The sequence below is a fragment of the Romboutsia sp. Marseille-P6047 genome, from assembly GCF_900604535.1.
GTDB lineage: Bacteria > Bacillota > Clostridia > Peptostreptococcales > Peptostreptococcaceae > Romboutsia_E.
Genome location: NZ_UWOT01000013.1, coordinates 50,292 through 74,389 on the forward strand (window position 1 = coordinate 50,292; position 24,098 = coordinate 74,389).

Consider the following 24,098-nt stretch of genomic DNA (forward strand, 5'->3'; position numbering starts at 1 on the left):
TTAAATATATTAATTAGTATATTATACCAATTGATTTACTAGTAAAATCATAATCATTGCATCTACTAAGAGCCATTTCTCTTGATATTTTTCCACTTTTATATAACTTAATTAAATCTTGATCCATAGTTTGCATTCCAAATTTCATACCTGTTTGTATAGAGCTTTGAATTTGATGGTTTTTTCCTTCTCTTATAAGATTTCTTATTGCAGGTGTTACTGTCATCACTTCAAGAGCTGCTACTCTTCCTTCACCATCTGATGTTGGTATTAATTGTTGTGAAACAACTCCTTCTATTACAGTTGATAATTGCATTCTAATTTGTTGCTGTTGTTCTGATGGAAAACTGTCTATTATTCTATCTATAGTTTTTGCTGCCCTATTGTATGTAGTGTTGAGAATACTAAATGTCCTGTCTCTGCTGCTGTAAGGGCTATTGATATTGTTTCCGGATCACGCATTTCTCCTATTAATATTACATCTGGATCTTGACGAAGTATTGCTCTAAGTGCCGAATTAAATGATTTTGTATCATTTCCTATTTCTCTTTGATTTACTATGCTGTTTTTGTGGTTGTGTACGTATTCTATTGGATCTTCTATTGTTATTATATGTGATTGTCTATTTGTGTTTATTATATCTAGAAGGCTTGCTAGTGTTGTAGATTTACCACTTCCTGTTGGGCCTGTTACTAATACCAATCCTTTTTGTTTTTCTGTGAATGTTTTTAATGTTTGAGGTAATCCTAGTGTGTTAAAGTTTGGTATTTCTGAACTTATTGTTCTTAGTGCTATTGCGTAGTTTCCTTTTTGTTTGTAGGCATTTACTCTGAATCGTTCTCCACTTTCTAGTGATATTGAAAAATCACATTCGCCTTCTTCTTCTATTTTTCTGAAGTTTTTTTCTGAAGTAATTTGTTGTACCATGTTTTTTGTATCTTCTGATGTTAATGTGTATTCAGATAACTTTATAAATTTTCCTTTACTTCTTACAGTTGGAACGCTCCCTACTGTTATGTGTATATCTGATGATCTTAATTGTATTGATTTATTTAATAAGTCAAATATATTCATTTATTACTCCTTATTATCTTATCAAAGTATCTATTGGTTATTCTTCTCCTAATAAATAATTTTTTAATCAAAATATTAAAATTTAGTTCATATTAATTAATAAAGAACCGAAGGTAAAATATAAACCTTCGGTTCTTTATTAATTATTTATCTATTCCATTTTGATTATAGTCAATTAAAACTATTTTTATTGGCTTCGCTGTAGTCCCATCTGCTGTTCCTACTTCTGCATTTGTTAAGTTTCCAAAATCAGACTTTAACTTTTCTATTCCTGCTGCATTTATTTTGCTCGTAGTAGTTATAGAAAGAACTAAATCGCTTGGTGTAGCTGATGCACCTGATAAAACATATGAAGCTCCTAGTGGCTTTCCTAAATCATCTATTAATCCAGCAAATGCATCTGTAGATGTATTCGTTCCCACTGTAGTCTTCGGTGAGTTTCCATCAGTTGGATACGCTCCTGTATCAGCATAACTTGTTGCTGCTGCTGATTTTATAGCACTTATATCTGATTCTAATTCTGAAATTCTTGCCTTTTGTATATTATTGAATAATGCTGGTACTGCTACTACTGCTAATATACCTATAATAGCTATTACTACTAATAATTCCACTAATGTGAAACCTTTATTATTTTTCTTTTTGTTTAACATAATTTCCCTCCAAAATTTATCATAATTTTCTCACTGGAATAACCCCTTTGAAAACATAAAAAATGACTATTATGCTTTGTCTAAAACAAAATCTTAATAGCCGGTTGCACCACTTACTCTACATATTCCAGGTGCCCAAATAAAGAATATGTTTCTCCGTATCTCATTCCATTTTATACCAAAATTGTATCATTTATTACATTCTTTAGCAAGCATTTTTATACTTATTATTAAGTCGAAATTATACTTTTGTATTATTTATAATTTTACAAAATAAAATAAGATAACTTTTAAAATTAAAAGTTACCTTATCAATAAAAATTAATTTATATTTTTAAAATAAGTCAGGTAATTCCTGTGATTGTAAATTTAATTTAACATCTTTACTATTTATAATATTCCCGCTTGAATTAAATAAACTAGCTCGAATAGTTCCATCAGATATTGACTTTACACTATATGTAACTATATATTTGCCAGGATTAAAGTTTTTAAGTTCAATGTATCCAGAATCTTGATCTATAGTTATACTCACATTATTATCTCTACCTTGTATTTCGCCATTTTCATTACATTTATATACAAGCACGCTACTACTATTAACATCTATATCATTATCAAGTAATATATTTAGAATATTATTTTCATTCCTTATATCTATACTTATACCCAGTGTATAATACATATTTTTCATTATATTAACTTGCTGGCTTCCTATTGTAGAATTATTTTCATATTTACCATGAGCTATTATTTCACTGGAATCTATGACACTTACTGTCGTTCCATTAAAATAATCCTTTTTCCATAAATATCCTGATGTTTCATCTAGTGTTACATCTCCATAATTAATATATCCACTATTTTCTTCAAATACAATCTCTTGTATTGTCTTGGCTTTAACCGACACATTTATATTTACAACATCAGCTTCATACTTCCATTCACTTTTTGATCCAGTTTTATTCAACCTGTAATTAATACTAAATACGCCACCTAAATCTTCATTACTATTTATATATTCTAGTCCATCTGGAAGCACATCACTTAATCTAATATCCTTTATAGTTAATGATTCTGGTATATTACCTTTATTTTTTAATTCATTTCCGCTTATCTTGTATAGCTCTCTAAGAGTTATATCCTTAGGATCTAATTCATAATTAATATTAAGATTATCCCCCACGCTGACTTGATATACATCAGTACTCTTAGTTAAGTTAAATCTATTTTCTATAGCAAACTCTCCAAACGAGCCTGTTCTTAATATATTAAATTTATCAGACTCACTATTTTTAGTTCCAACTCTATACTCAATAGTATATGTTCCTGTAACTTCCGGAAAGTTTACATTTTGTGCACCCGTAAATGTATTATTTCCTCCTTGTATAGGGTTTTTACTATTCGATGGATAGAACCAATCTGATGGTATATTAGTGTATGAGCTTGCTCCATCTTTTTTATATTTTATTTCTAAAGCTGCGCTTCCTCCCCAGTTAAAATATTCTATATATATAGGATAATATTTATCCTTTTCTAAATAAATACTTTCATTACTATATATAGACCATGCTCCTCTTGGGGTAAAGTCATTTGCAATAACTTTTGTATTTCCATTCACAGTTAACATTGCATATATTCCATCATCTGAAATAGTTTCAAAGCTATAGTTTCCACTTTCAGGTACTTTTATATATCCCCAAGTTTTTCTTGCTTCTTTATAATTATTTGCATATGCACCTACATTATGATCTTTTACAAAATAAGTTTTAGGTTGCCATCTTATAAATTGTCCATTTACTTCTACTCTGCTAACATATGGATTTATTGCACTTCCATTTTCGAACACTTCCATGCTTATATTCGCCGTATCTGAATTAAATGCATTATTAGTATTGAAAACTAGATCTCTATTACTCCATATGCTGTTACCACTTAATGTTGGTAAGTCAGATACATCATAAGGCATCTGTGTTAGATTACCTGGTTGATCTAGTACATCACTATCAGCATACATACCAACCCAATCTGTAGTCCCTTGATTGTTATCTTTATTTACAAATCTATATTCTAAGTAGTTAAATGCTTGTCCCTCGAAGTTTATTTCTACGCTCGATCTTCCATAAAGTTTATATGTTTCATCATATCCATCATGGTCATATTTAATATTGTAGTTACTTGAATTTTGTGATGAATCATATACCTTATTTATAGTTCCAGATGAATCTTTAACTGTCATCGCAACCTTATTGCCTGAGTTTAAATTCACTATAAACACCTTAGTATGTTCATTATTATCATAATTAAGATTTACATTTTTATCATCACAGTTGATATCAAATCCTGCTAGAGAGCTTATATCTACTTCATAGTTTCCAGTTTTTAGATTTCTAAATTCAGCTTTTCCAGATTCAGATATACTTGTATGACTTAAAGTATTTCCATTATGTCTAATATATGCTTCTAAATTTGATAATGATATACGCCTTAATGATTTTGTAATTAAGTTGTTATCTTCATTAATTAAAGACTTTAAATAACTTAAGGTAAGTGTTTCTCCACTTTCATCTCTAACTTCAATATTGACTTTTCCTTCCTTACTACTCACATATATATATGTTGAAATATCCTTATATTCATTAAGTCCAACATTATATGATATATTAACTTTAATAGGTTCATTTTCAAGTATATATTTAGAAGTTATTTTAATACTAACTTGTGCATTATTATTAGAAAAACTAATATTATTAATTTCACTCTCTACTTGTAGCAATTCCTCATTATAATCTATTTTTTTTATAGATACACTATTTATTTTATTATTATCATCATATAGTTTTTGTATATTAACTGTTCCATCTATTTGATCTCCAATTAATCCATTTACTACATCTCCACTTAACTCTAGCTGAGGTGTTTTAGAAGGCTTAAAAGTATATGTTTTTGATTCTGCTTGAGCATCTTGTGTATCCTTAGCTTCAACTGTTACTATTACATTTTTACCTGTTGAAAAATAACTTGCTGGTATAGTTACATCTATTAACTCACCTTGATTAATTAACTTTTCATTTATATTATCTATTATATTTCCATTAATTTTTACAGTAACTCTCACCTTATCATTATCTAAGTCCCTAGCGGTAGTTTTAAATTGATAATCTTGAGCTTCTGGAACTTCTATAATTATTCCATCATCTATACTACTTTCTATTTCTGGATTATGATTAGCTCCTCTTTCAGCTTTTACGATTGTATTTATAAATAATCTTAATTCATCATCTGTATATCCACTACTATGGCCTGCTCCAGAAAATGTGATATTCCCTTTTGAATATGTATAATAGTTATTTCTTACATCATACTCATCTACTGCATTATTTGATGAACTTGTTGAAATAGTATACCAAGGAACCACATCTTCATCTTCTAGATTTAATTGATAATATTGATTATGAGTTTGAGCTACTTTTATATTCTCTATACTAAATGGATAGCTTGTTATTAGTGATTTATTTATTAATCTTACAGATGTTGATCTTTTCATTCCTTGTAGTCTATGATCATATCGTGTATATCCCTTTATATCTGCATTACTACTTAAATAATAATGAGGAATATTTTTTTCAACATATTTACCTGTTACCGAATCATATTCTTTGTATATATCTATTTCACTAGAGTTATATATATCTTTGAATCTAGATTGTCCTAAGTAATCCCTAAAATTATTTAAAAGACTATATGAAGCATATTGTTGATTGTTAGCATTTTTATATCCTGGTATGGTATCATGTGTAAACATTACACTTTGTCCTGTTTGAATAAATGATTTTAATTTTTCTATTGCCTTGTTATTCATATCTACTTTTCCATAACCATTATCCCTAAATCCAAGTATGATCATATTATATACACCGTTTAGCTGTATAGAATCAATCTGTGAATTAAATTGATTAATTGTTTTTTTCTCTACGGTTATATTATAATCATTTACATCTTTTAGTAAATTTTTAAAATTTGTATTTGAAGTCAAATCTAAATTACTACCTTCGTTTGGGATTATTTGTAAAACTTTAATGTTTTTTGCAGTTCCACTTAGTGATTTTAGATATACATTGCCTTTAACATATGACTTTATACCACTACTTTTTATTACCTCTATCTTCCACTCTAACAAACCAACAAAATTAGAATTCATATTATATGTAATATTATAAGAACTTCCTATATATATATTTGATTCACTTTTTACTAATTCTTGCTCTTTAAATAACCCATCTCCATCTATATCTAAATATAAATTTATACTTACTTTTTCATTGTCATTAATATTACTTTTAGATTTTATATTAAATTTCATGTTTCTATTATCTACGTTACCAACTGTAGCATTACTAGAATCACTGCTCGTATTTATAACCTCTATACCAGCTCTCTTATCTGCATCATTCTCTAAGTATTTTTTTAATATATCACTTAATCTAATACTATTTTTAGAGTTTATAAAATTAGATTTAGATTTTAAGTATGAGTTATTATTATTGTTAGTATTGAATTTTTTATACAGCATACTATTCTTTATATTGGAATTACTTTTTACTATATTGGAGTTAATATATACCAATTGTCCTTTATTAATAAAATCTATAATTTCATCTGCCTTTCTAGATGTTATATCATTTTCTGAATAATTAAGGTTAGTTCCAAGTTCACTTCCATCATCATTAATTTGTGTATAATCTCTATATGGATTTGATAATCCACTACTATTTCTACCTATGACAATCACATCGTAATATCCATTTAATTCATCTATTTTCCCAATGAACTCAGGCATTGGAATATGATCAATTAGCACATTATACGTATTTCCATCTACATTTACACTTGATTCTATATCTAATCCTGCATTGCTACTCCCTAAAGTAAATTTGTTCCCAGGCTGTACTTCAAGGATCCTAATTTTTTCATTTGAAATTCTTTCTTGAGTATTTATAATCTTCTCCAAAGCATCTGCAACATTGCCAACAAACGGTATAGTGATTATTACCAATAGTGCGACTATAAACCATTTGTATTTATAAAAACTCTTTTTCATTTAATTTTCTCCCCTCTAAATTTGTCAATATATATACATATATTTTTATCTTTATATCTGTATAATAGGGCTCTTATCTTTTATTTCTAAAATTTATAATTGTAGATATAGGATAGGTTATATCACTAAATCCACGCTTTTTATTTAATACTATATTTATTTCTATAGATTTAGATTCTTTAATGATATCTTCAATAGATTTATTATTCAATTCAGATTCTTCTACTTTAATACTAAATTCATCTATATTAGAAGATAAATTATAAATTTTATCATTTACTAATAAATTTAGCTCTTTATTATTAACCTCAAATATATAATTATTAGTATCTATACCTTCAAATGATATTGAAGATATTTTAATAAAATCATTGTCAGTATTACCATTTTCTAAGTTATCTAATTCTATTGAGTTAACACCTTTAGATTCCATAGCTAAAGGTGTTAACTTATACTGTATCATCTGAGCTTCACTTTGAAGCATTGTTTTTATCTCTGTCTTTGATATAGATTTTGTACTAGATATATATATTCCAAATGTTATACTTAAAACAATGGTAAATATAGCTAAAGCTACTAAAACTTCTACTAATGTCATTCCTCTTGAATTATGTTTCACTTCACTCCTCCATTATTTCTCTAACTTCCAATTTCTTGAACTTATATATCTTTTTATATCATAAGCATACTCAATATTTGTTTCAGTTGTACTATCTTGAGAATTTGTAGCTTCTAAGACTCCGCTACTTTCAAAAGCACTATAATTGTCTGAAATGATTTTATCTACAATATTCTTATCATAAACTATATTTGTTTTACTAGTTTTTCCTTTATTAAAAGTTATATCTGAAGTACTAATTATAGTTCCTTTAAAATTAACTTCACCTTTTATTTCAATTGGTGAATCTGTCACTATAACAGCATTGATATTTTCATCTTTATAATAATAACTATTACTATTATCTATAGTTATTTTTCCTTTTCCGCCCTCAGTAGTTATAACTATATTTTTATTAGACTCATTAGACCATAAATCTATTATTGCTATATCCTCTAATCCTTGATTGTCTTCTTCCTCAACAGAAACATAACTTTTATCATGATTCTTAATCAATCCTTCTACAGTTTTCTGGGTTCCTATACTATAATCTACTTCACTTCCTATCCCAAATACATTTTTAGCATAGTCAGCTTTTTTAGAATCAATTATATGCTTATCCTCTAAGGCATAACTTGCTTTTAGTACTTCCACTTCATTCCCTTTATTATATACTATAGCTCCTATAGCACTTACTTTATTAGGATTTAAAAAGTTTATACCTCCATGAGTAAGCAAAGCTTTATTATTTTTTGCAAATTTTTCAAAGTATTCACTTTTTTGTGTTCCACTTAATTTTGAATCACTTCCACTATATCTCTCTACTAGTTGTAAAATATCATAATATTCAAACTCAACATTATTAAACTTTTCATTATCTAGTGGTATTGTATAAGCTACATAGTTACCCTTAACTGCTGTAGACTCTCCAGTTTGATAGTAATCTTCTCCATTTTTAACATTAATATATGCTGTTCCCATTATATACGCTTCGTTATTGATTGTCAGATTTGAATACTCAGTTGTTTCATTCGGATTATTATTAACAATAATACTACTAGACGTTTTTATTGCATTGCTATCAGTTTTATCAGTTAAATCATTTATTCCATAAAAATTATCTATACTTATCTCACTACCGGTTGAATTTATAACTAAATCATTATTCGTTATAACTTGGTTTGATAAAGTTGAACTTACAATTTTAAGATTGTTATTATGTCCTTCAAAAACATTTGATTCACCATTGCCAATATAGATATTTCCTGCATATAAATTTCCATCAATATTAACATTTGTGTTTTTTACTAAATTAAATGTTTTCGCTGTAGAAATATCACCTTTAATACTTACTGTATTTGAATCATTCTTATACTCATTTGATACTTTTATTCCACCAATATACTTTTTACTTAACTCCAAATCATTAGATTCTTTACTTCCAAGAGCAAATATATTCCCTTGTATAGATACTCCACTATTAAATACTATATTCCCATCAGTAACTATAGATTTATCTTGAAGTTCAACTTTTAAAGACTCTTTATCACTTATGCTTGGTACTACATCATCATACTCTGGAATTTTTACATCATATGTTAATTTAATTATTCTCTTATTCTCTCCAGTAGAATCATTTGTGTAAAATTCAGATACAACATCTAAAGTATATTTATTATTTTTATCATCTAAGTTAGATGTATCTTCTACGATTAATATCGGTTTATTTAGCTCGCTATTACTTTTATAGAAATCAAATATTACCTCTTCGTACTGTCTAATTCCGTCTGAATTTATAGATTTAATATACCTAGTATTTGTTATGTTATTTTTAAATTCATCATACATACTTGAATTATCTGAATTAGAATTATATTTATTTGATATAAATGCTTTAAATTCTTCTTTAAACTTTTCATTTTTTTGTTCTTCACTTATATCAATATCGCTTTGAACTTTTTTATATGCTTCATCTACTGCGTATTCAAAAGTATTTGCAATTATGTTATATGTTACATCTATACCAGCCTCTGAAGCATATAAGTTTTGAAGTCTTCTATTTTCTTTTACTCTTATTCTATAATTAACATTTAATAGACCGATTATTGCTGTTCCCATTGTAAATATAACAGCTAGTACGATTACTACTGTTATTAAACTTGAACCTTTATTGTTTTTTTTCACTTAATCACCCTTATTAACATCTAAATTTGATTAGATATATTTTTATTTATATATCCTTCAAATAAAAGCTTTCCATTTTTCTTAATACTCACAGTTATATTGTATAAATATCCAATACTATCATATATGGATTATTATGGATGCTTACTATTCCCAATATAGATTTTAATTTTATATTTGGGTTATCTGGTTTTGTGCGTATACTGTGAATTCAGATTCTATATAATTGTATATATATACATCTAAACTTCCATTAAAATTGTAATTTGAAAAATCTATGAAAACTTCATCCTCTAAATTAATTGATAGCGTATTATCTATCTTACCTTTGTTATTTAACTCTGTGCGTCTTTCTATAATTAACTTTGGTGTTTCATTTGTATTTAAACTTAATTTAGCTACTTCATTATTATTTTCATCTTTAATTATTAATACCTCATTAATAACTTCAGACTTAAATTTTATTGCATTTTCTATATTAACTTTTTCATTATTTTTATTCATACCTTGATTTTCATAATTTAAAGTTAATGCAACATCATATGTCTTAGATAAATTATTTCTATCAGTTAATATTCCTTTATATTCATTACTATTTTCTACTCTATTTAAAATTAAATCATCACTTATTTTAATTAATGAAGAGCTTATATTAGAGCTATCTAAGTTTTTTATTTCTTCAACTATTTGTTGCCCTACAAGTGTTGTTTGTTGTCTATCTTCACTTTTTTTATTAAACTTGACCATATTTATAATAAGCTGCGTTATAGATAATACTATAATCGATGCAATAGCAAGACTTACTAAAATCTCAATTAAGCTGAATCCTTTTTTATCCTTTTTTATCATATTTACCTACTTTTTAATAACACTTATATTAGAGCCTTCACCGGCTACAGTTACTCTTGGCCTCTCTTTATCATCACTATTTATATTTACATTTATTTTTTTATTTGTGTTGTTTTTTACAGTTAATTTTATACCTGACTTATCATTACTATTAAGCCTTGGTTCACTATTTATATCGATATTTATATTTTCTGAGTTTGGCTTAAACTCAGCCACCTTATTTTCCCCTGGATATAAATTTTTTGAAGTTCTATATGTATAGTAATATTTGTTTCCTTCATTTTTTAATGTTATTTCAATAGTTTCTATTCCAACATTATCAGCTTCTATATATGTGCTTCTTTGAGAATCATTTGACTTACCAATTGTCACAGTTGGTAAGTCTGATGACTCTGGGTTAACTTCTATTATAAAATCACTTTTACTATCTGCATTGCTTGTCCCCGAAAATCCTACTGATGTATTCATTGAATTAAATGGAATTTCTTTTCCTGATAACTCTGATATATCCCAGTTTTCATAATAAGATTTTATATCACCTAAGTTTGGTATTGCATAAAATTCTAAATTTATACTACCTGAAACCTTGTCGTCTGCATCAGTTGTAATACTACAATTTGTTATAACTATTTTTTTAGTACTTTTTTCTATTTTACTTATAAATGTTTTTAACTGAGAAAAAGTACCTTTATAAGTTAATGTTGCTGACATCTGTTCAACTGTAATTTCTGAGCTATCTTCTTGATTTTCCGTACTTTCATTTTGAACATTGTTTTCATCAGTAGAAGTATCTATACTAACTTCTTCATCTATATTTGAATTAATTACTTCTTGTGTTGAATTCTCAGCATTTTCATACCTTTCTACTAACTGATGGATGCTACTATTTTGTTTCATTATATTTGAAAAGGTACTAGATTCCACACTTTTAACTTCTAGCTCTGTAAAACTTAAGTCACCAGTAAGCTCACTATCTAATAGCATACTGTTTAAATCAAGAATTAAATTTTCTTGAATTATATAAGAGTAATACTTAGATGCTTTTACATCTAAAGTTGAGTACATAGAGTTTATTCTATCTTGTTTTTGTTCTAAACTTCTAATAGTATCTATAACCTCATTATATTTATCTTCTACTTCATTTCGTTGAATCTCTAGAGCTTCTACTTTTTGAGTTTGCTTTGAGTATACAAACTGATAGTAAATTGCCCCTACTAATACAATGCCTAAGGAGCTTAACATAATTTTTTCTCTTTTGCTTATTTTCATAATTAGTTACCTCCATTTAATGTACATTTTATATTAAATGCATACACACCTTCTAATGATGTATTTTCTGATATTGTACCTATATGTACATCCTGAAGTATATCTAACTTTTTCAATCTATTTTCAATTTCACCTATAGATGTTCTTGTATTTGATATTGCTTCTATATTTATTAAATTATCATTAATATTCATACTTTCAAATGATACGTCTGATGGTAAAGTTGAACTAATACTATCAATTACATTTATAGTTACAATATCTCTTGAACTTATAGCTTCAGTTACTTCATTTATTTGTTTTTCATATTTATACAATATATCTAACTTTGTATTAACGTCCTCTGAAATTTTTATTTTGCTTTTAATTTCTTCTGACTCTAATTTAGCATTATATAACTCTATTTCTTTGTTATATAAATATATTTTTGCCATATTTATAGATGCACTACCTATTATTAATGCTCCTACTAACCCGGCTGTAATGTAAATATATTTATCTGATGTATCTTTTTTTAGATTCTCATAATGTTTAAAAAAGTTTATATCTGCCATAATTCCCCCTTGTTATCTAATCAAAGATCCAATTGCATTTAAATAATTATCTATATTGTCAATATCTATAGTAAATTCATTAAATTTTATATTTTTTATTTTTCTAATCGGAACCTCAATTTTTTCTTTTAAATATCCGTGAATATCATATAAGCTAGAAACTCCACCTAGAATATAAACATTATCTACTGTATTTCCAATATGCTTATTATTATAGAATCTAATTATTCTTTCTATTTCATCTGATAAGTTTTGTATAAATATCATTTCATCATACGATATATCTGTATAGTTACTTCTAATTATCCTTGTAAAATCTAGTACACCATTTCTATAAACATGTATTGATGTAAAGCTAGATCCTATATCAATGAATACATTTGTTAAAGAAGAGTCGTAGGATTCTTCATTGATTAAATCTGTTCGAGTAATTAATTTACTTAAAGAGTTAAATGTTACATCTAAAGATACAGGCTTTAACTTTAAACTTTTTAACAAATCATAATACCCTCTAGCCATTTTTTCAGGATATGCTATAACATACACTTTTATCTTTATATTATCATCTTGTTTAATTTCATCTTGCTCTATATACTGAACAATATAGTCATTTAAATTTATTGGAAGGTACTGCTCCATTTCAAACTTTATTACACTCTCAACTTCATCTTCTTCTACTTTTGGTATTAGGATTTCTCTATTTATAATAGTTGTTGAGTTTGTTGTGAAACTTGCATATTTTGATTTTATTTTATTTTCATTAAATAATATTTGAATTTTATCAGTTAATATCTTTTCATTTATAATTAATCCATCTTTCACACAATTTTTTGGTGTCTCAAATTCTAGACACTTATTTATAATTAATTTTCCTTTATAATATTTGCCTACTACTAATTTTGTGTACTCACTTCCAATATCAAATGAAACTACCTCATTTTTTATTTCTTTTTCTTTTTGTTGCTTACTTTTAACTTTTTTTCTTTTCTTTTTTGTTAAATCTTTTATATCCATACTCATAAGCTCTTTTAGACTTATTTTCTTAGCTTCCAATATCTCCACCTCTTTACTTATTAATTACTATATACTATCGTACATGCTTGTCATAGGTAACATAATAGATACAACTATAAATCCTACTACAATTCCCATTACTACTATAAGTAAGGGCTCTATCATTGCTGAAGTAGCTTGTATTTGACTTTCTAATTCATCATCATAAAAGTCTGCTGTTTTATACATTATGTCATCTAATGTACCTGACTCTTCTCCTATTTTTACCATCGTAGCCATCATTTTAGGAAATATATTACTGTTACTAATAGGTTTATATATTCCTTCACCTCTAACTACAGATTCTCTCATTTTTAATATAACTTCTTCTGCAATTTTATTTCCAACTATATCCGCTATTAGCTCTAACGCTCTTATCATTGGTATTCCACTAGACATTAAAAGGGACATCGTTCTTGTAAACCTAGAAACTATTATTTTCTCATTTAATTTGTCTATTATCGGTATATTTAGCTTCAAGTAACTCACAGTATGCATACCATGATCTGTTTTAGCATAAATCTTAAATAATACTGAAAGTGTAACTATTGCTAATGTAATAAATATTATATTACTACTTATAAATCCACTTATAGACATTAATAATTTTGTTATTGCTGGTAATTCTGTACCCATAGATTCAAATGTTTCAATAAATGAAGGCATTACAAATATCATTAATATAGCTACTACTAATGCTGCCACTATAGCTAGTATTGCTGGATATATCATAGCTACCCTAACTTTATTATTTATTTTATTATCTTTTTCATATTGGTCTGACATTCGAAGCATTATTGTATCTAGATTTCCACTTTCTTCGCCAACTTCAATCATATTTATTAATAAATTTGGAAATGCATCTAAATGTTTTCCCATTGCATATGACAATGTTTCCCCCCTCTTAACATCATCTTCTACGATTTTTATAATATCTTTAAGTTTTTTATTTGTAGTTTGTTGAGCTAATATTTCTAATGCAGAGTTTACTGTTAATCCAGCATCTAACATTGTATAAAACTGTCTACAAAATATAGCTATATCTTTTATAGTTATTTTTTGAAAGATATTTATCTCTATATTTTTACTTTCTATTTTTTCTTCTATTTTTAGTGGGTAATACCCATTCGAACGCAACATATCCGTTACTTCAAATTTAGATTTTGATTCATGTATACCAGTTATCTTTTCTCCTGAAGGGCTTATAGCTCTATATTCAAATTTAGGCACTTTATATCATCCCTTTCTTATATATTTTTTATCATAGTTATCGAAGCAAGTTCATTAACTGTTGTTATTCCATTAAGAACTAGTTTTTTACAATTCTCTTCCAATGTCTCCATGCCATTTTTAATTGCTATATCTTTAAGACCATTTGGATCTCTACTTATATTTATATAATCTCTATGTTCTCTTGATATCTCCATAATTTCATAAATACCAGTTCTCCCTAGATATCCTGTATAATTGCAATTTCCACAACCTAATCCTCTATATAGTAAAAGTTCCTCATCATCATTCTTACCTAGTATTCTTTTTTCATATGTAGTTGAACTATATTGTGATTTACAATGCGGGCATATCTTTTTTACAAGTCTTTGAGCAATTACCCCAGAAATAGCTGTAGATACTAAGTATGGTTCTATATTCATATCAATTAATCTAGTTATTGTAGATGGCGCATCATTAGTATGCAATGTGCTTAAAACTAAATGTCCTGTTATGGCCGCTTTTGTTGCAACTTGAGCTGTTTCCTCATCTCTTATTTCCCCTATCATAACTATATCTGGATCTTGTCTTAATATACTTCTTAATCCACTAGCAAAAGTAAGGTTTGTTTTATTATTTACATTTACTTGATTTATTCCATTTAATGTATACTCTACAGGGTCCTCTATTGTAACAATATTTACTTCTGATGAATTTAATTCACTTAAAATAGTGTATAATGTAGTAGATTTACCACTTCCAGTCGGACCTGTAACTAATACAATTCCATGCGGACTTGATATAATTCTCTCTAATCTTTTAATATTTTCATCATCCATTCCTAGGTATTCTTTTCCCACCTTAAAATTACTTCTATCTAATACCCTTATAACTACTTTTTCTCCATTTACAACTGGAAGTATAGATATTCTTAAATCAACCTTTTTTCCAGATATTTTGGCTATTACTCTACCATCTTGAGGTATTCTTTTTTCAGTTATGTTTAAATTTGATAATATTTTAATTCTAGTAACTAATGGACCTAAACTTTCTTTTGGAAGTGTATTTATATTACGTAACTGACCATCAATTCTATATCTTATTCTTATTTCATTTTCAAAAGGTTCAATATGTATATCTGAAGCTCTCATTTCAACTGCATTGGCAAATAAGTACTCTACCATTTTTACAGCCGGAGCACTTTTTACATCATCTAAATCTTCTACATTAATAGATATATATTGTGATTCTAAACTTTCTCTTGATAATTCTTCTGCTGCTAAGTTCATTTTTTCTGAACTATAGTGAACTTGAATAAATTTGCTTATACTCGCTTTATCACTTATATATGATTCAACTTCAAATCCTGTAGATATAGATATGTCATCTACTGCATATATATTAAGTGGATCTGAAAAAGCAATTTTTAATTTATTTTCTTCAATCCCAAAAGGGATTAATGTATATTTTTCACATAATCCTTGAGAAAGTAACTTAATAACCCTTTTATCAAATTCTATCTCATTCAAATTAACTTTTTTTATACCTGTTTGTTTCTCTATAGCATCAATAATATCTTTTTCTTCTAATATATTAAGCTCGACTATAATCTCACCTAATTTTTTACCCATAGTTTTTTGAGCTTTTAAAACTTGAGCTAGTTGATATGATGTTATCTTTTCTGCTTCTACTAAAATATCACCTAAACGCCTTTTAGTGTAACTAACCATATATTCACCTCTTTTGTAAAATACTATATTTATATACTACTTTCGTACCATTAAAATTATTCTTTTGCATGATACATTATACCATTTTTTCCCTATGTCTATCTATTTATGTAATAAAAAAGGCCATATTATAATCAAAACAAAATTTGTTATAATATAGCCGGTTGCACTACTATCTCAGTATACCTAAAGTGCCCATATATAAGATATACTTCTTTGATTTCTACTTTTTATTAACTTCTTTCTATAAAAAATATATACCATTTTCCACTTTTTAACAATACATATTTATACTTTAGTATAAATATTACTAAATTCTAAATAATAATTTATATAAAAAAAGACTCGCTCCAAAATAACTTTGGATACAAGCCTTTTTTAATTTAATTAAAATAAAACACTTATAGATTCGTTAGAGAATATCTTCTTTATAGCATCTCCAAATAAAGGAGCTACAGTAAGTTCTTTTATCTTATCTATTTTCTTTTCTTCAGGAAGTTGTATAGTATCTAATACTATTAACTCACTTATAGCAGAATTTTCTATTCTTTCTATAGCCGGTCCTGATAATACTCCGTGAGTACAACAAGCATATATATCTTTCGCTCCAAATTCTTTAAGAGCATTAGCTGCATTAGTTATTGTTCCAGCTGTATCTATCATATCATCTAACAGGATAACATTCTTTCCTTTAATATCTCCTATTATATTCATAACTTCACAGACATTAGCCTTTGGTCTTCTCTTATCGATTATAGCTAATGGAACATCTCCGTCTAATGTTGTTGCAAATTTTCTAGATCTTGTAACACTTCCTAAATCAGGTGAAACTACTACTAAATCTTCTATTTTCTTCTCATTAAAGTAGTTAGCTAATATGCTTCCACCTAATAAGTGATCTAGTGGTATATCAAAGTATCCTTGTATCTGTGCTGCATGTAAATCCATTGTTAATACTCTATCTGCACCTGCAGCTGTTATTAAGTTCGCAACTAACTTAGCTGTGATTGGATCTCTAGATTTCGCTTTTCTATCTTGTCTTGCATATCCGTAGTAAGGGATTACTGCTGTTATTCTACCTGCTGATGCTCTTCTAAGCGCATCTATCATTATTAATAATTCCATTAAGTTGTCATTAACTGGACTGTTAGTTGATTGAACTACGAAAACATCGCATCCTCTCACCGTCTCATTCATGTTTACAGATATTTCTCCATCACTGAATGTTCCTACTTGACAGTCTGATACAGGTACTCCTATATAATCAGCTATCTTTTGTGCTAACTCTTTAGACGAGTTTCCTGAAATTATTTTAATTTCACTTCCGCTAGTATTCATTGCCTATCCTCCCGAAAAATTTAAACTATTGATATATATTGTGTATTTATATTTAAAATTTTTAGACTAAACTAAAAATAATAATCAAACTTATTTGTTGTCTCTAGCTCTTTTCTTTTCTACCCAACCTTCTTTAACAACTTGTCTTTCTCTTGCAATTGCTAAAGCTCCATTTGGCACATCATTAGTTATTGTTGAACCTGTAGCTATGTAACCATCTTCTTCAACTGTTACTGGAGCTACTAAGTTTGAATTTGAACCAACAAATGCTCCATCTTTTACTACAGATTTAAATTTATTTTTCCCATCATAGTTAACAAATACTACTCCACATCCTATATTTACATTTTTACCTACATGTGCATCTCCTATGTAAGATAAATGTGAAGCCTTTGAGTGATCTTCTATAGTAGCATTTTTCACTTCTACGAAATCACCTATTTTTACATGGTTCCCTATATTACTCTTTGGTCTAAGATAAGCATATGGTCCAACTGTTGTATTTTCTCCAACTATACTATCAACTATTGTTGAGTTTTTTACTTCTGTATTATCTCCAATTGTTGAATTTTCTATAGATGAATTCATCTCTATTGTACAGTTGCATCCTATTTTAGTGTTTCCTTTTAACATTACCCCTGGATAAATAATAGTGTCATTTCCTATTTCTACATCAGACTCTATGTATGTAGAGTTAGTATCTATTATAGTTACACCATTAACCATATGAGCTTCATTTATTCTTTTTCTCATTATTGCTTCTGCTTTTGATAATTCAACTCTAGAGTTTACTCCCATAAGTTCTTCTATTGTAGAACCATTGTAAGCTCCTACTTTTTGACCTTTATCTCTCATTATATATATTGTATCTGTTAAGTAGTATTCGCCTTGAGCATTATTATTATCTATTAAATCTAAAGCTTCTCTTAAAGATTTTCCATTGAAGCAGTAGATTCCTGAATTTATTTCATTAACTGCTTTTTCATCTTCATTAGCATCTTTTTGTTCTACTATTTTTAATAAATCTTCATTGCTATCTCTTATTATTCTTCCATACCCAGTTGGATTGTCTACCTTAGTTGTTAAAACTGTTGCATGATATCCATTTTCTAAGTGATATGAGAATAATCTATTTAATGTATCTTCCTTTATTAGTGGAGTATCTCCACATAAAACTACTATAGTATCTTCATCTTTTATATATTCTTTAGCCATCTTAACAGCATGTCCAGTACCTAGTTGCTCTGTTTGCATTGCTATCATAGTATCTTTTGGTAATCTTTCTTTTACAACTTCACTTTCGTGACCTAAGATAGCAACTATGTCATTTACTCCTGATTTTTTAGAAACATTTATAACGTGGTTTACCATTTCTTTTCCACATACTTTATGTATTACCTTAGGATATTTAGACTTCATTCTAGTCCCTTTTCCTGCAGCAAGAATTATAGCTTTAAAATTCATAAGCTCGGCTCCTTTTATATTAAAATTAATCTATCTATCTTTATATCTTATGTTCTTGTTTTGTATACAATTTCACTTTTTCTCTAATTAATATACCACTTTTTATGTTAAAAGTATAGCATTTAAGTGTTTTTTCCAATAAAAAAGAACCGAATTGTTCGGCTCTTTCATACTATTTTAATAATACATTAAGTTATTTGTTTATTATTCTGCTGCTACTTCTAATTGAGCAACTGCTTCATGGTAAGCTTTAAGTACTGCTTCTTCTAAAACTTGTCTCATTTCAGCATTTATTGGATGAGCTATATCTCTAAAGTTTCCTTCTCCAACTTTTCTACTTGGCATTGCTATGAATAACCCGTTGTGACCTTCGATAACTTTTATATCATGAACAACAAATAAATTATCGAAAGTTATAGAAACTATACACTTCATTTTCCCCTCATCAGTTATTTTTCTTACTCTTACGTCAGTAATGTTCATACCTCAATATCCCCCTTTTAATTTTGACAAAATTATTTTACATTTATAAATTATCTTTCTTACTAGTAATTCTATATTATGTAAAAATTTCCTTCTTTATTTTTTTAAATATTTCTGCAAAATCTTAAATATTTATTATTCTTCATCTAAAAAGCTTTCGCCTTCTTCGATGTTACCCTCTAATTCTTCTATATCTATATTTCTATATTCATCTTTGAAAGTTTTTAAATTTGGTTCTACAGTTATTTTATCTCCATCTACATCTAATTGGATTAAAGATATGTAATCCCCTACCATCTTATCTTCTGGTGTAGTAGTTGATATAAATACTCCTGAACCTATTACTTCTGCCCCAAATTCATTCATAAGGTTCATCATACCTTTTATAGTACCTCCACCTCTCATAAAGTCATCAATTAAAATAACCTTACTATTTGGCTTTAGTGCTTTTCTTGGTAAACTCATACTTTCAACTTTAGATTTACCACTTACATATGTCATACTTAGTGTTGGACCTTCTGATACTTTTATGTCCTTTCTTATTATAACTAATGGTAAATTCATAGCTTTAGCTGTCATAAGTGCCATAGGTATTCCCTTAGTTTCCATAGTTACTACATAGTCAGCTTCTGAGTAGTCTATATTCGATGCAAATATTTTACCTATTTTGGATGCTATTGTTGGGTCATATATTAAATCTATTAAATATAAGAAACCTCCAGAAAGTAATCTTGATGGATCACTTATTTTTTTACATAAATCCATTAAAAATTCTTCATTTTCTGATTTTGAAGTTTTTGGTATGTACTTAACTCCTCCAGCAGCTCCTGAAATAGTTATAACTCTACCTAATTCTAGCTTTTCAAAAACATTCTTTACAACTAATAAGTCTTCACTTATTGTAGACTTTGCAGCGTTAAATTTTTCTGTAAAATAACTTAATGTATATATTTTATTTGGGTTATCAGATAGTATTTTAACTATAGCCCCAATTCTTTCCGTTCTCTTGAATTTCACTCGGGTTACCTCCTCTAGTGTTTGTAATTTATATATAAACTAAATAATGCATAACATTTCTTAGTATGGTATAATAGTTGTTATGTTTTATAACATTTTTTAATATATTATTATAAATATAGTATATGTACATTATTAATAAAATATTGAACATTGTATTATTATACCACATAAATAGTTCATATTGTAGAACTTAATTTTTAAAGGAAGGTGGTTTTGTTATGAATATACATTTCATTGGAATTGGTGGCATAAGTATGAGTGCATTAGCAGAAATATGCCTTAACAAAGGATATACGGTATCTGGGTCGGACATGAATGAATCTTATCTTTTAGATAAACTAAGAGGTCAAGGGGCTAATATACATGTTGGCCAATGTAGAGAAAATATATCTAACAACATAGATATGGTGGTTTATACAGCAGCTATACACCCTGAAAATCCAGAATTAATAGCTGCTAAAGAAAAAAATATACTTACTATGGATAGAGCAGCTTTCTTAGGACAAGTAATGAGAGAATACAAAAACCCTATAGCGGTTTCTGGAACTCATGGTAAGACTTCTACTACATCTATGCTTTCTACTATATTTGAGTATGCTAATTTAGATCCAACAATATTAGTTGGTGGTAACCTAAACATAATAGGTGGTAACGTTAAGATTGGTGCTTCAGATCACTTTATAACAGAAGCTTGTGAGTACGTTGATAGCTTCCTTAACTTTAACCCTAAAATTTCTATAGTTTTAAATATAGAAGAAGATCATCTTGATTACTTCTCTGGGCTGGATGAAATAAAAGCTTCTTTCAACAAGTTTGGTAAGCTTTTACCTCCTGATGGTTATTTTATAATCAATGGTGATGATTCTAATACTAATGATATTTTACATGAAGTGAAAGCTAATGTTATAAAATATGGTAGAAATACATCTAATGATGTAATCATAAAGAATATAAACTTTAATGATAATGGTTATGGAGTATTTGAATTAGAATACAAAGGTAAAGATTTAGGTAAGTTTGAATTATCTGTGCCTGGACTTCACAATATATATAATGCAACTGCTGCTATAATGACTGCTTTCGTCTCTGATATATCTTTAGACACTATAAGAGAAAATATAACTCTTTACAAAGGTGTTGGTAGAAGGTTTGAAACTAAAGGTTATTACAAAGATGTTTTAGTTATAGATGACTATGCTCATCACCCAACTGAATTAAAAGCTACTTTATCTGCAGCAAAAAAATTAAATAAAGCTAATTTATGGTGTGTATTCCAACCACATACTTATACTAGAACTAAATCTCTTCTAGATAGCTTTGCTGAAGCTTTCTATTCTGCTGATAAAGTTATAATAACTGACATATATGCAGCAAGAGAAGATGATCCAGGAGATATACATGCTAAAGATTTAGTCGAAAAACTATATCATAACAATGTAGATGCTATCTACATAAGTAAATTTGAAGATATTGTTGAGTACCTTCGTGAGAATCTAGAACATAATGATCTAGTAATAACTGCCGGTGCTGGTACTGTGTATCAAGTTGCAGATTTACTAGTTGAAAAAAAATAAATACAAACAAAAAATCCATGATATACAGATAAATATACTTCTAAAATCATGGATTTTTTTATTCTACTTTATTTTAAATATATCTTCCTTAATATATTCATATAAGGCATTGTGTACTTCATAGTATGATTGTAAATTATGGGATGTTATTTTTACATAATCGTCTCCCATAGTTTCTATTACAACTTCCTGTCCTTCTATTGTTATATTAATAGTAAAGTTGTATTCACTTCTTTCTTTACTTTTTTGTGGCTGAACTTTCCCTACGATTCTTTTCGATGCCATTTTATATGATAAGTCATCAAATTTCCACTTATTAATTTTTTTAGTTTTATCACCATATGTTATTTTAACACTGTCCCAGTTTTTATACTGACTTACAAATCCAAATGATGTATATATACTTTTCTTAAGTACATTTTCAAATTCTTCCTTTGAGTCTACTGGAATTTTATAATATGCTTCTTGGCTTACTGTATAAATTCTTAAATAGTTTAAATCTGTTGAAAATTTAATACCATCATCTGAATTTCCACTATAAACTTCATTGTATGATTCTGGAGTTCTTACTTCCTTTAACTCTGAAAGAATATAATCTAGTTCATCCCAGTAATCTTCTTCGATTCTTATGTTACTTACCGTCCCATCTGAAAGATAAATTTTATTTTTATATCTTAATTGAGTTAGTAGCGATCTATTATCTGATTGTTGACTTTGTGTATTTACTTCTACCTCTTGAGACTTTGCTTGCTCTCTAGAAAACAACCAGAATGATAAGAAGTAAACTATAAAAAATATAATTAGACAAATTGGTAAAATTGCACTTTTTTTGATTTTCCTTTTTTTTCTACCTGTCTTAGCCACGTATTTCACCCCCACTATTTCTAGTTATAGGTTTATTATATACCTTTTTTATATTTTTTTTAATATATAATTATCTAAAACAGTTATTTCCTCGGCAATAATTACAAGGTTCCACGTGTACAGTTATTCCTTTTACAAATTCCATGTCCCTTATTATATCTTTTTCTAGTTGATTAGCTATATCATGACCTTCTGTTACTGTAATCTTTCCATCTACACAAATAACTAAGTCTATATATGCCATAGCCCCATGTTTTCTACTTCTTATTTCTCCTAAGTTCATTACACCATTTGTATTTTTGGCTATTGTTTTTATCTGATTTTCTTGTTCTATATCTATTGAAACATCCATCAGTTCATTGGCAGATCCAACTAAAATTTCAACTCCAACCTTTGCTACAAATACTGCAACTACTAATGATGCTATTGGGTCCAGTACCTTGAAGCCTAACATTGATCCAGCTATACCAATAAATGCAGCTACTGATGAAAGAGCGTCTGATCTATGGTGCCAAGCATCTGCCTTTAAAGCTGGTGAATTTATTTTATTTGCTATTTTTATAGTTATTCTATATTGATACTCCTTTATTAATATTGATATAATTGATACCACTAATGGCAATTCTGTTGGAATTTGAATTTCATCTATTTTTCCTATAGATTTAAGTGCTTCTATTCCAATTGATATTGAAACTACTATTAATAATATTGATAATAAAAATGATACCAGTGTTTCTGCTTTTTCATGTCCATAATTATGCTCTTTATCTACAGGAGTTGCTGAAATATAGTTTCCTAATAAAACACCTACAGAACTTATTATATCCGATGCTGAGTGTACTCCATCAGCTACCATTGCACTTGATTTACCAAATATACCTGCAATTATTTTTATAAATGTTAAAAATATGTTCCAAACAATTGATTGTTTAGTTATCTTATTTGATTCTTCGTATCTAGTTTCCATAAATCCCTCCATTAATCAATATTCTTTAATCATAACTTTTATATGATATTGCATACTCTTTACGTTCAAGATTAATTATCAATTTCCAAAAATATAAAAATGGGCATATCTCAA

General features: G+C 27.7%; 17 protein-coding genes, 1 pseudogene and 2 riboswitches. Of the genes and pseudogenes, 1 reads left to right on the forward strand and 17 read right to left on the reverse strand.

The window, feature by feature from the left end:
• Positions 1–13: 13 nt before the first annotated feature.
• From EIH23_RS12515 to purR, 15 genes and pseudogenes are all read right to left on the reverse strand, one after another.
• Positions 14–1,074: pseudogene (locus EIH23_RS12515) on the reverse strand (type IV pilus twitching motility protein PilT).
• A gap of 143 nt (positions 1,075–1,217) precedes the next feature.
• Positions 1,218–1,727 carry a type II secretion system protein gene (locus EIH23_RS12520; RefSeq protein WP_122640653.1) on the reverse strand — a complete coding sequence of 170 codons (510 nt, stop codon included), beginning with the start codon at positions 1,725–1,727 and terminating at the stop codon, positions 1,218–1,220.
• A gap of 89 nt (positions 1,728–1,816) precedes the next feature.
• Positions 1,817–1,900: riboswitch (cyclic di-GMP riboswitch) on the reverse strand.
• Positions 1,901–2,061: 161 nt separating this feature from the next.
• On the reverse strand, positions 2,062–6,828 hold the full coding sequence (locus EIH23_RS12525; RefSeq protein ID WP_122640654.1) for a DUF5057 domain-containing protein: 4,767 nt from the start codon (positions 6,826–6,828) through the stop codon (positions 2,062–2,064).
• A 73-nt stretch (positions 6,829–6,901) separates the two neighbouring features.
• The gene (locus tag EIH23_RS12530) at positions 6,902–7,447 is read right to left on the reverse strand and encodes a prepilin-type N-terminal cleavage/methylation domain-containing protein (protein WP_122640656.1); all 546 of its coding nucleotides are present in this window, start codon (positions 7,445–7,447) and stop codon (positions 6,902–6,904) included.
• Positions 7,448–7,459: 12 nt separating this feature from the next.
• Complete coding sequence (locus tag EIH23_RS12535; RefSeq protein ID WP_122640658.1) at positions 7,460–9,610, reverse strand: DUF2572 family protein; 2,151 nt, start codon at positions 9,608–9,610, stop codon at positions 7,460–7,462.
• A gap of 171 nt (positions 9,611–9,781) precedes the next feature.
• Complete coding sequence (locus EIH23_RS12540) at positions 9,782–10,459, reverse strand: type IV pilus modification PilV family protein (RefSeq protein ID WP_122640659.1); 678 nt, start codon at positions 10,457–10,459, stop codon at positions 9,782–9,784.
• Positions 10,460–10,465: 6 nt separating this feature from the next.
• Complete coding sequence (locus EIH23_RS12545) at positions 10,466–11,728, reverse strand: pilus assembly protein PilO (protein ID WP_122640660.1); 1,263 nt, start codon at positions 11,726–11,728, stop codon at positions 10,466–10,468.
• A 2-nt stretch (positions 11,729–11,730) separates the two neighbouring features.
• Entirely contained in the window at positions 11,731–12,282 is a 552-nt protein-coding gene (locus EIH23_RS12550) for a PilN domain-containing protein (RefSeq protein WP_122640661.1), read from the reverse strand.
• A 12-nt stretch (positions 12,283–12,294) separates the two neighbouring features.
• Entirely contained in the window at positions 12,295–13,335 is a 1,041-nt protein-coding gene (pilM, locus tag EIH23_RS12555; protein WP_122640663.1) for a type IV pilus biogenesis protein PilM, read from the reverse strand.
• 27 nt (positions 13,336–13,362) lie between these two features.
• Entirely contained in the window at positions 13,363–14,565 is a 1,203-nt protein-coding gene (locus EIH23_RS12560) for a type II secretion system F family protein (RefSeq protein ID WP_122640665.1), read from the reverse strand.
• A gap of 17 nt (positions 14,566–14,582) precedes the next feature.
• Positions 14,583–16,274 (reverse strand): GspE/PulE family protein, encoded by a 1,692-nt coding sequence (locus EIH23_RS12565; RefSeq protein WP_122640666.1) that lies wholly within the window; start codon positions 16,272–16,274, stop codon positions 14,583–14,585.
• Positions 16,275–16,423: 149 nt separating this feature from the next.
• A riboswitch (cyclic di-GMP riboswitch) is annotated at positions 16,424–16,508 on the reverse strand.
• Positions 16,509–16,661: 153 nt separating this feature from the next.
• Positions 16,662–17,612 carry a ribose-phosphate diphosphokinase gene (locus EIH23_RS12570; RefSeq protein ID WP_122640667.1) on the reverse strand — a complete coding sequence of 317 codons (951 nt, stop codon included), beginning with the start codon at positions 17,610–17,612 and terminating at the stop codon, positions 16,662–16,664.
• Between the two features lie 90 nt (positions 17,613–17,702).
• Entirely contained in the window at positions 17,703–19,076 is a 1,374-nt protein-coding gene (glmU, locus tag EIH23_RS12575) for a bifunctional UDP-N-acetylglucosamine diphosphorylase/glucosamine-1-phosphate N-acetyltransferase GlmU (protein ID WP_122640669.1), read from the reverse strand.
• 204 nt (positions 19,077–19,280) lie between these two features.
• Positions 19,281–19,559, reverse strand: coding sequence for a septation regulator SpoVG (gene spoVG / locus EIH23_RS12580; RefSeq protein WP_122640671.1), 279 nt, complete (start codon positions 19,557–19,559; stop codon positions 19,281–19,283).
• A 135-nt stretch (positions 19,560–19,694) separates the two neighbouring features.
• Positions 19,695–20,576 (reverse strand): pur operon repressor, encoded by an 882-nt coding sequence (purR, locus tag EIH23_RS12585; RefSeq protein WP_122640673.1) that lies wholly within the window; start codon positions 20,574–20,576, stop codon positions 19,695–19,697.
• A gap of 221 nt (positions 20,577–20,797) precedes the next feature.
• Between purR and murC the strand changes: the two genes are divergently transcribed.
• Complete coding sequence (murC, locus tag EIH23_RS12590) at positions 20,798–22,153, forward strand: UDP-N-acetylmuramate--L-alanine ligase (RefSeq protein ID WP_122640675.1); 1,356 nt, start codon at positions 20,798–20,800, stop codon at positions 22,151–22,153.
• Between the two features lie 63 nt (positions 22,154–22,216).
• On the opposite strand, the gene EIH23_RS12595 is transcribed toward murC, so the two are convergent.
• Both EIH23_RS12595 and EIH23_RS12600 read right to left on the reverse strand, forming a co-directional pair.
• Positions 22,217–23,017 carry a hypothetical protein gene (locus EIH23_RS12595; protein WP_122640677.1) on the reverse strand — a complete coding sequence of 267 codons (801 nt, stop codon included), beginning with the start codon at positions 23,015–23,017 and terminating at the stop codon, positions 22,217–22,219.
• A gap of 70 nt (positions 23,018–23,087) precedes the next feature.
• Complete coding sequence (locus tag EIH23_RS12600; protein WP_122640678.1) at positions 23,088–23,984, reverse strand: cation diffusion facilitator family transporter; 897 nt, start codon at positions 23,982–23,984, stop codon at positions 23,088–23,090.
• Between the last annotated feature and the right edge of the window lie 114 nt (positions 23,985–24,098).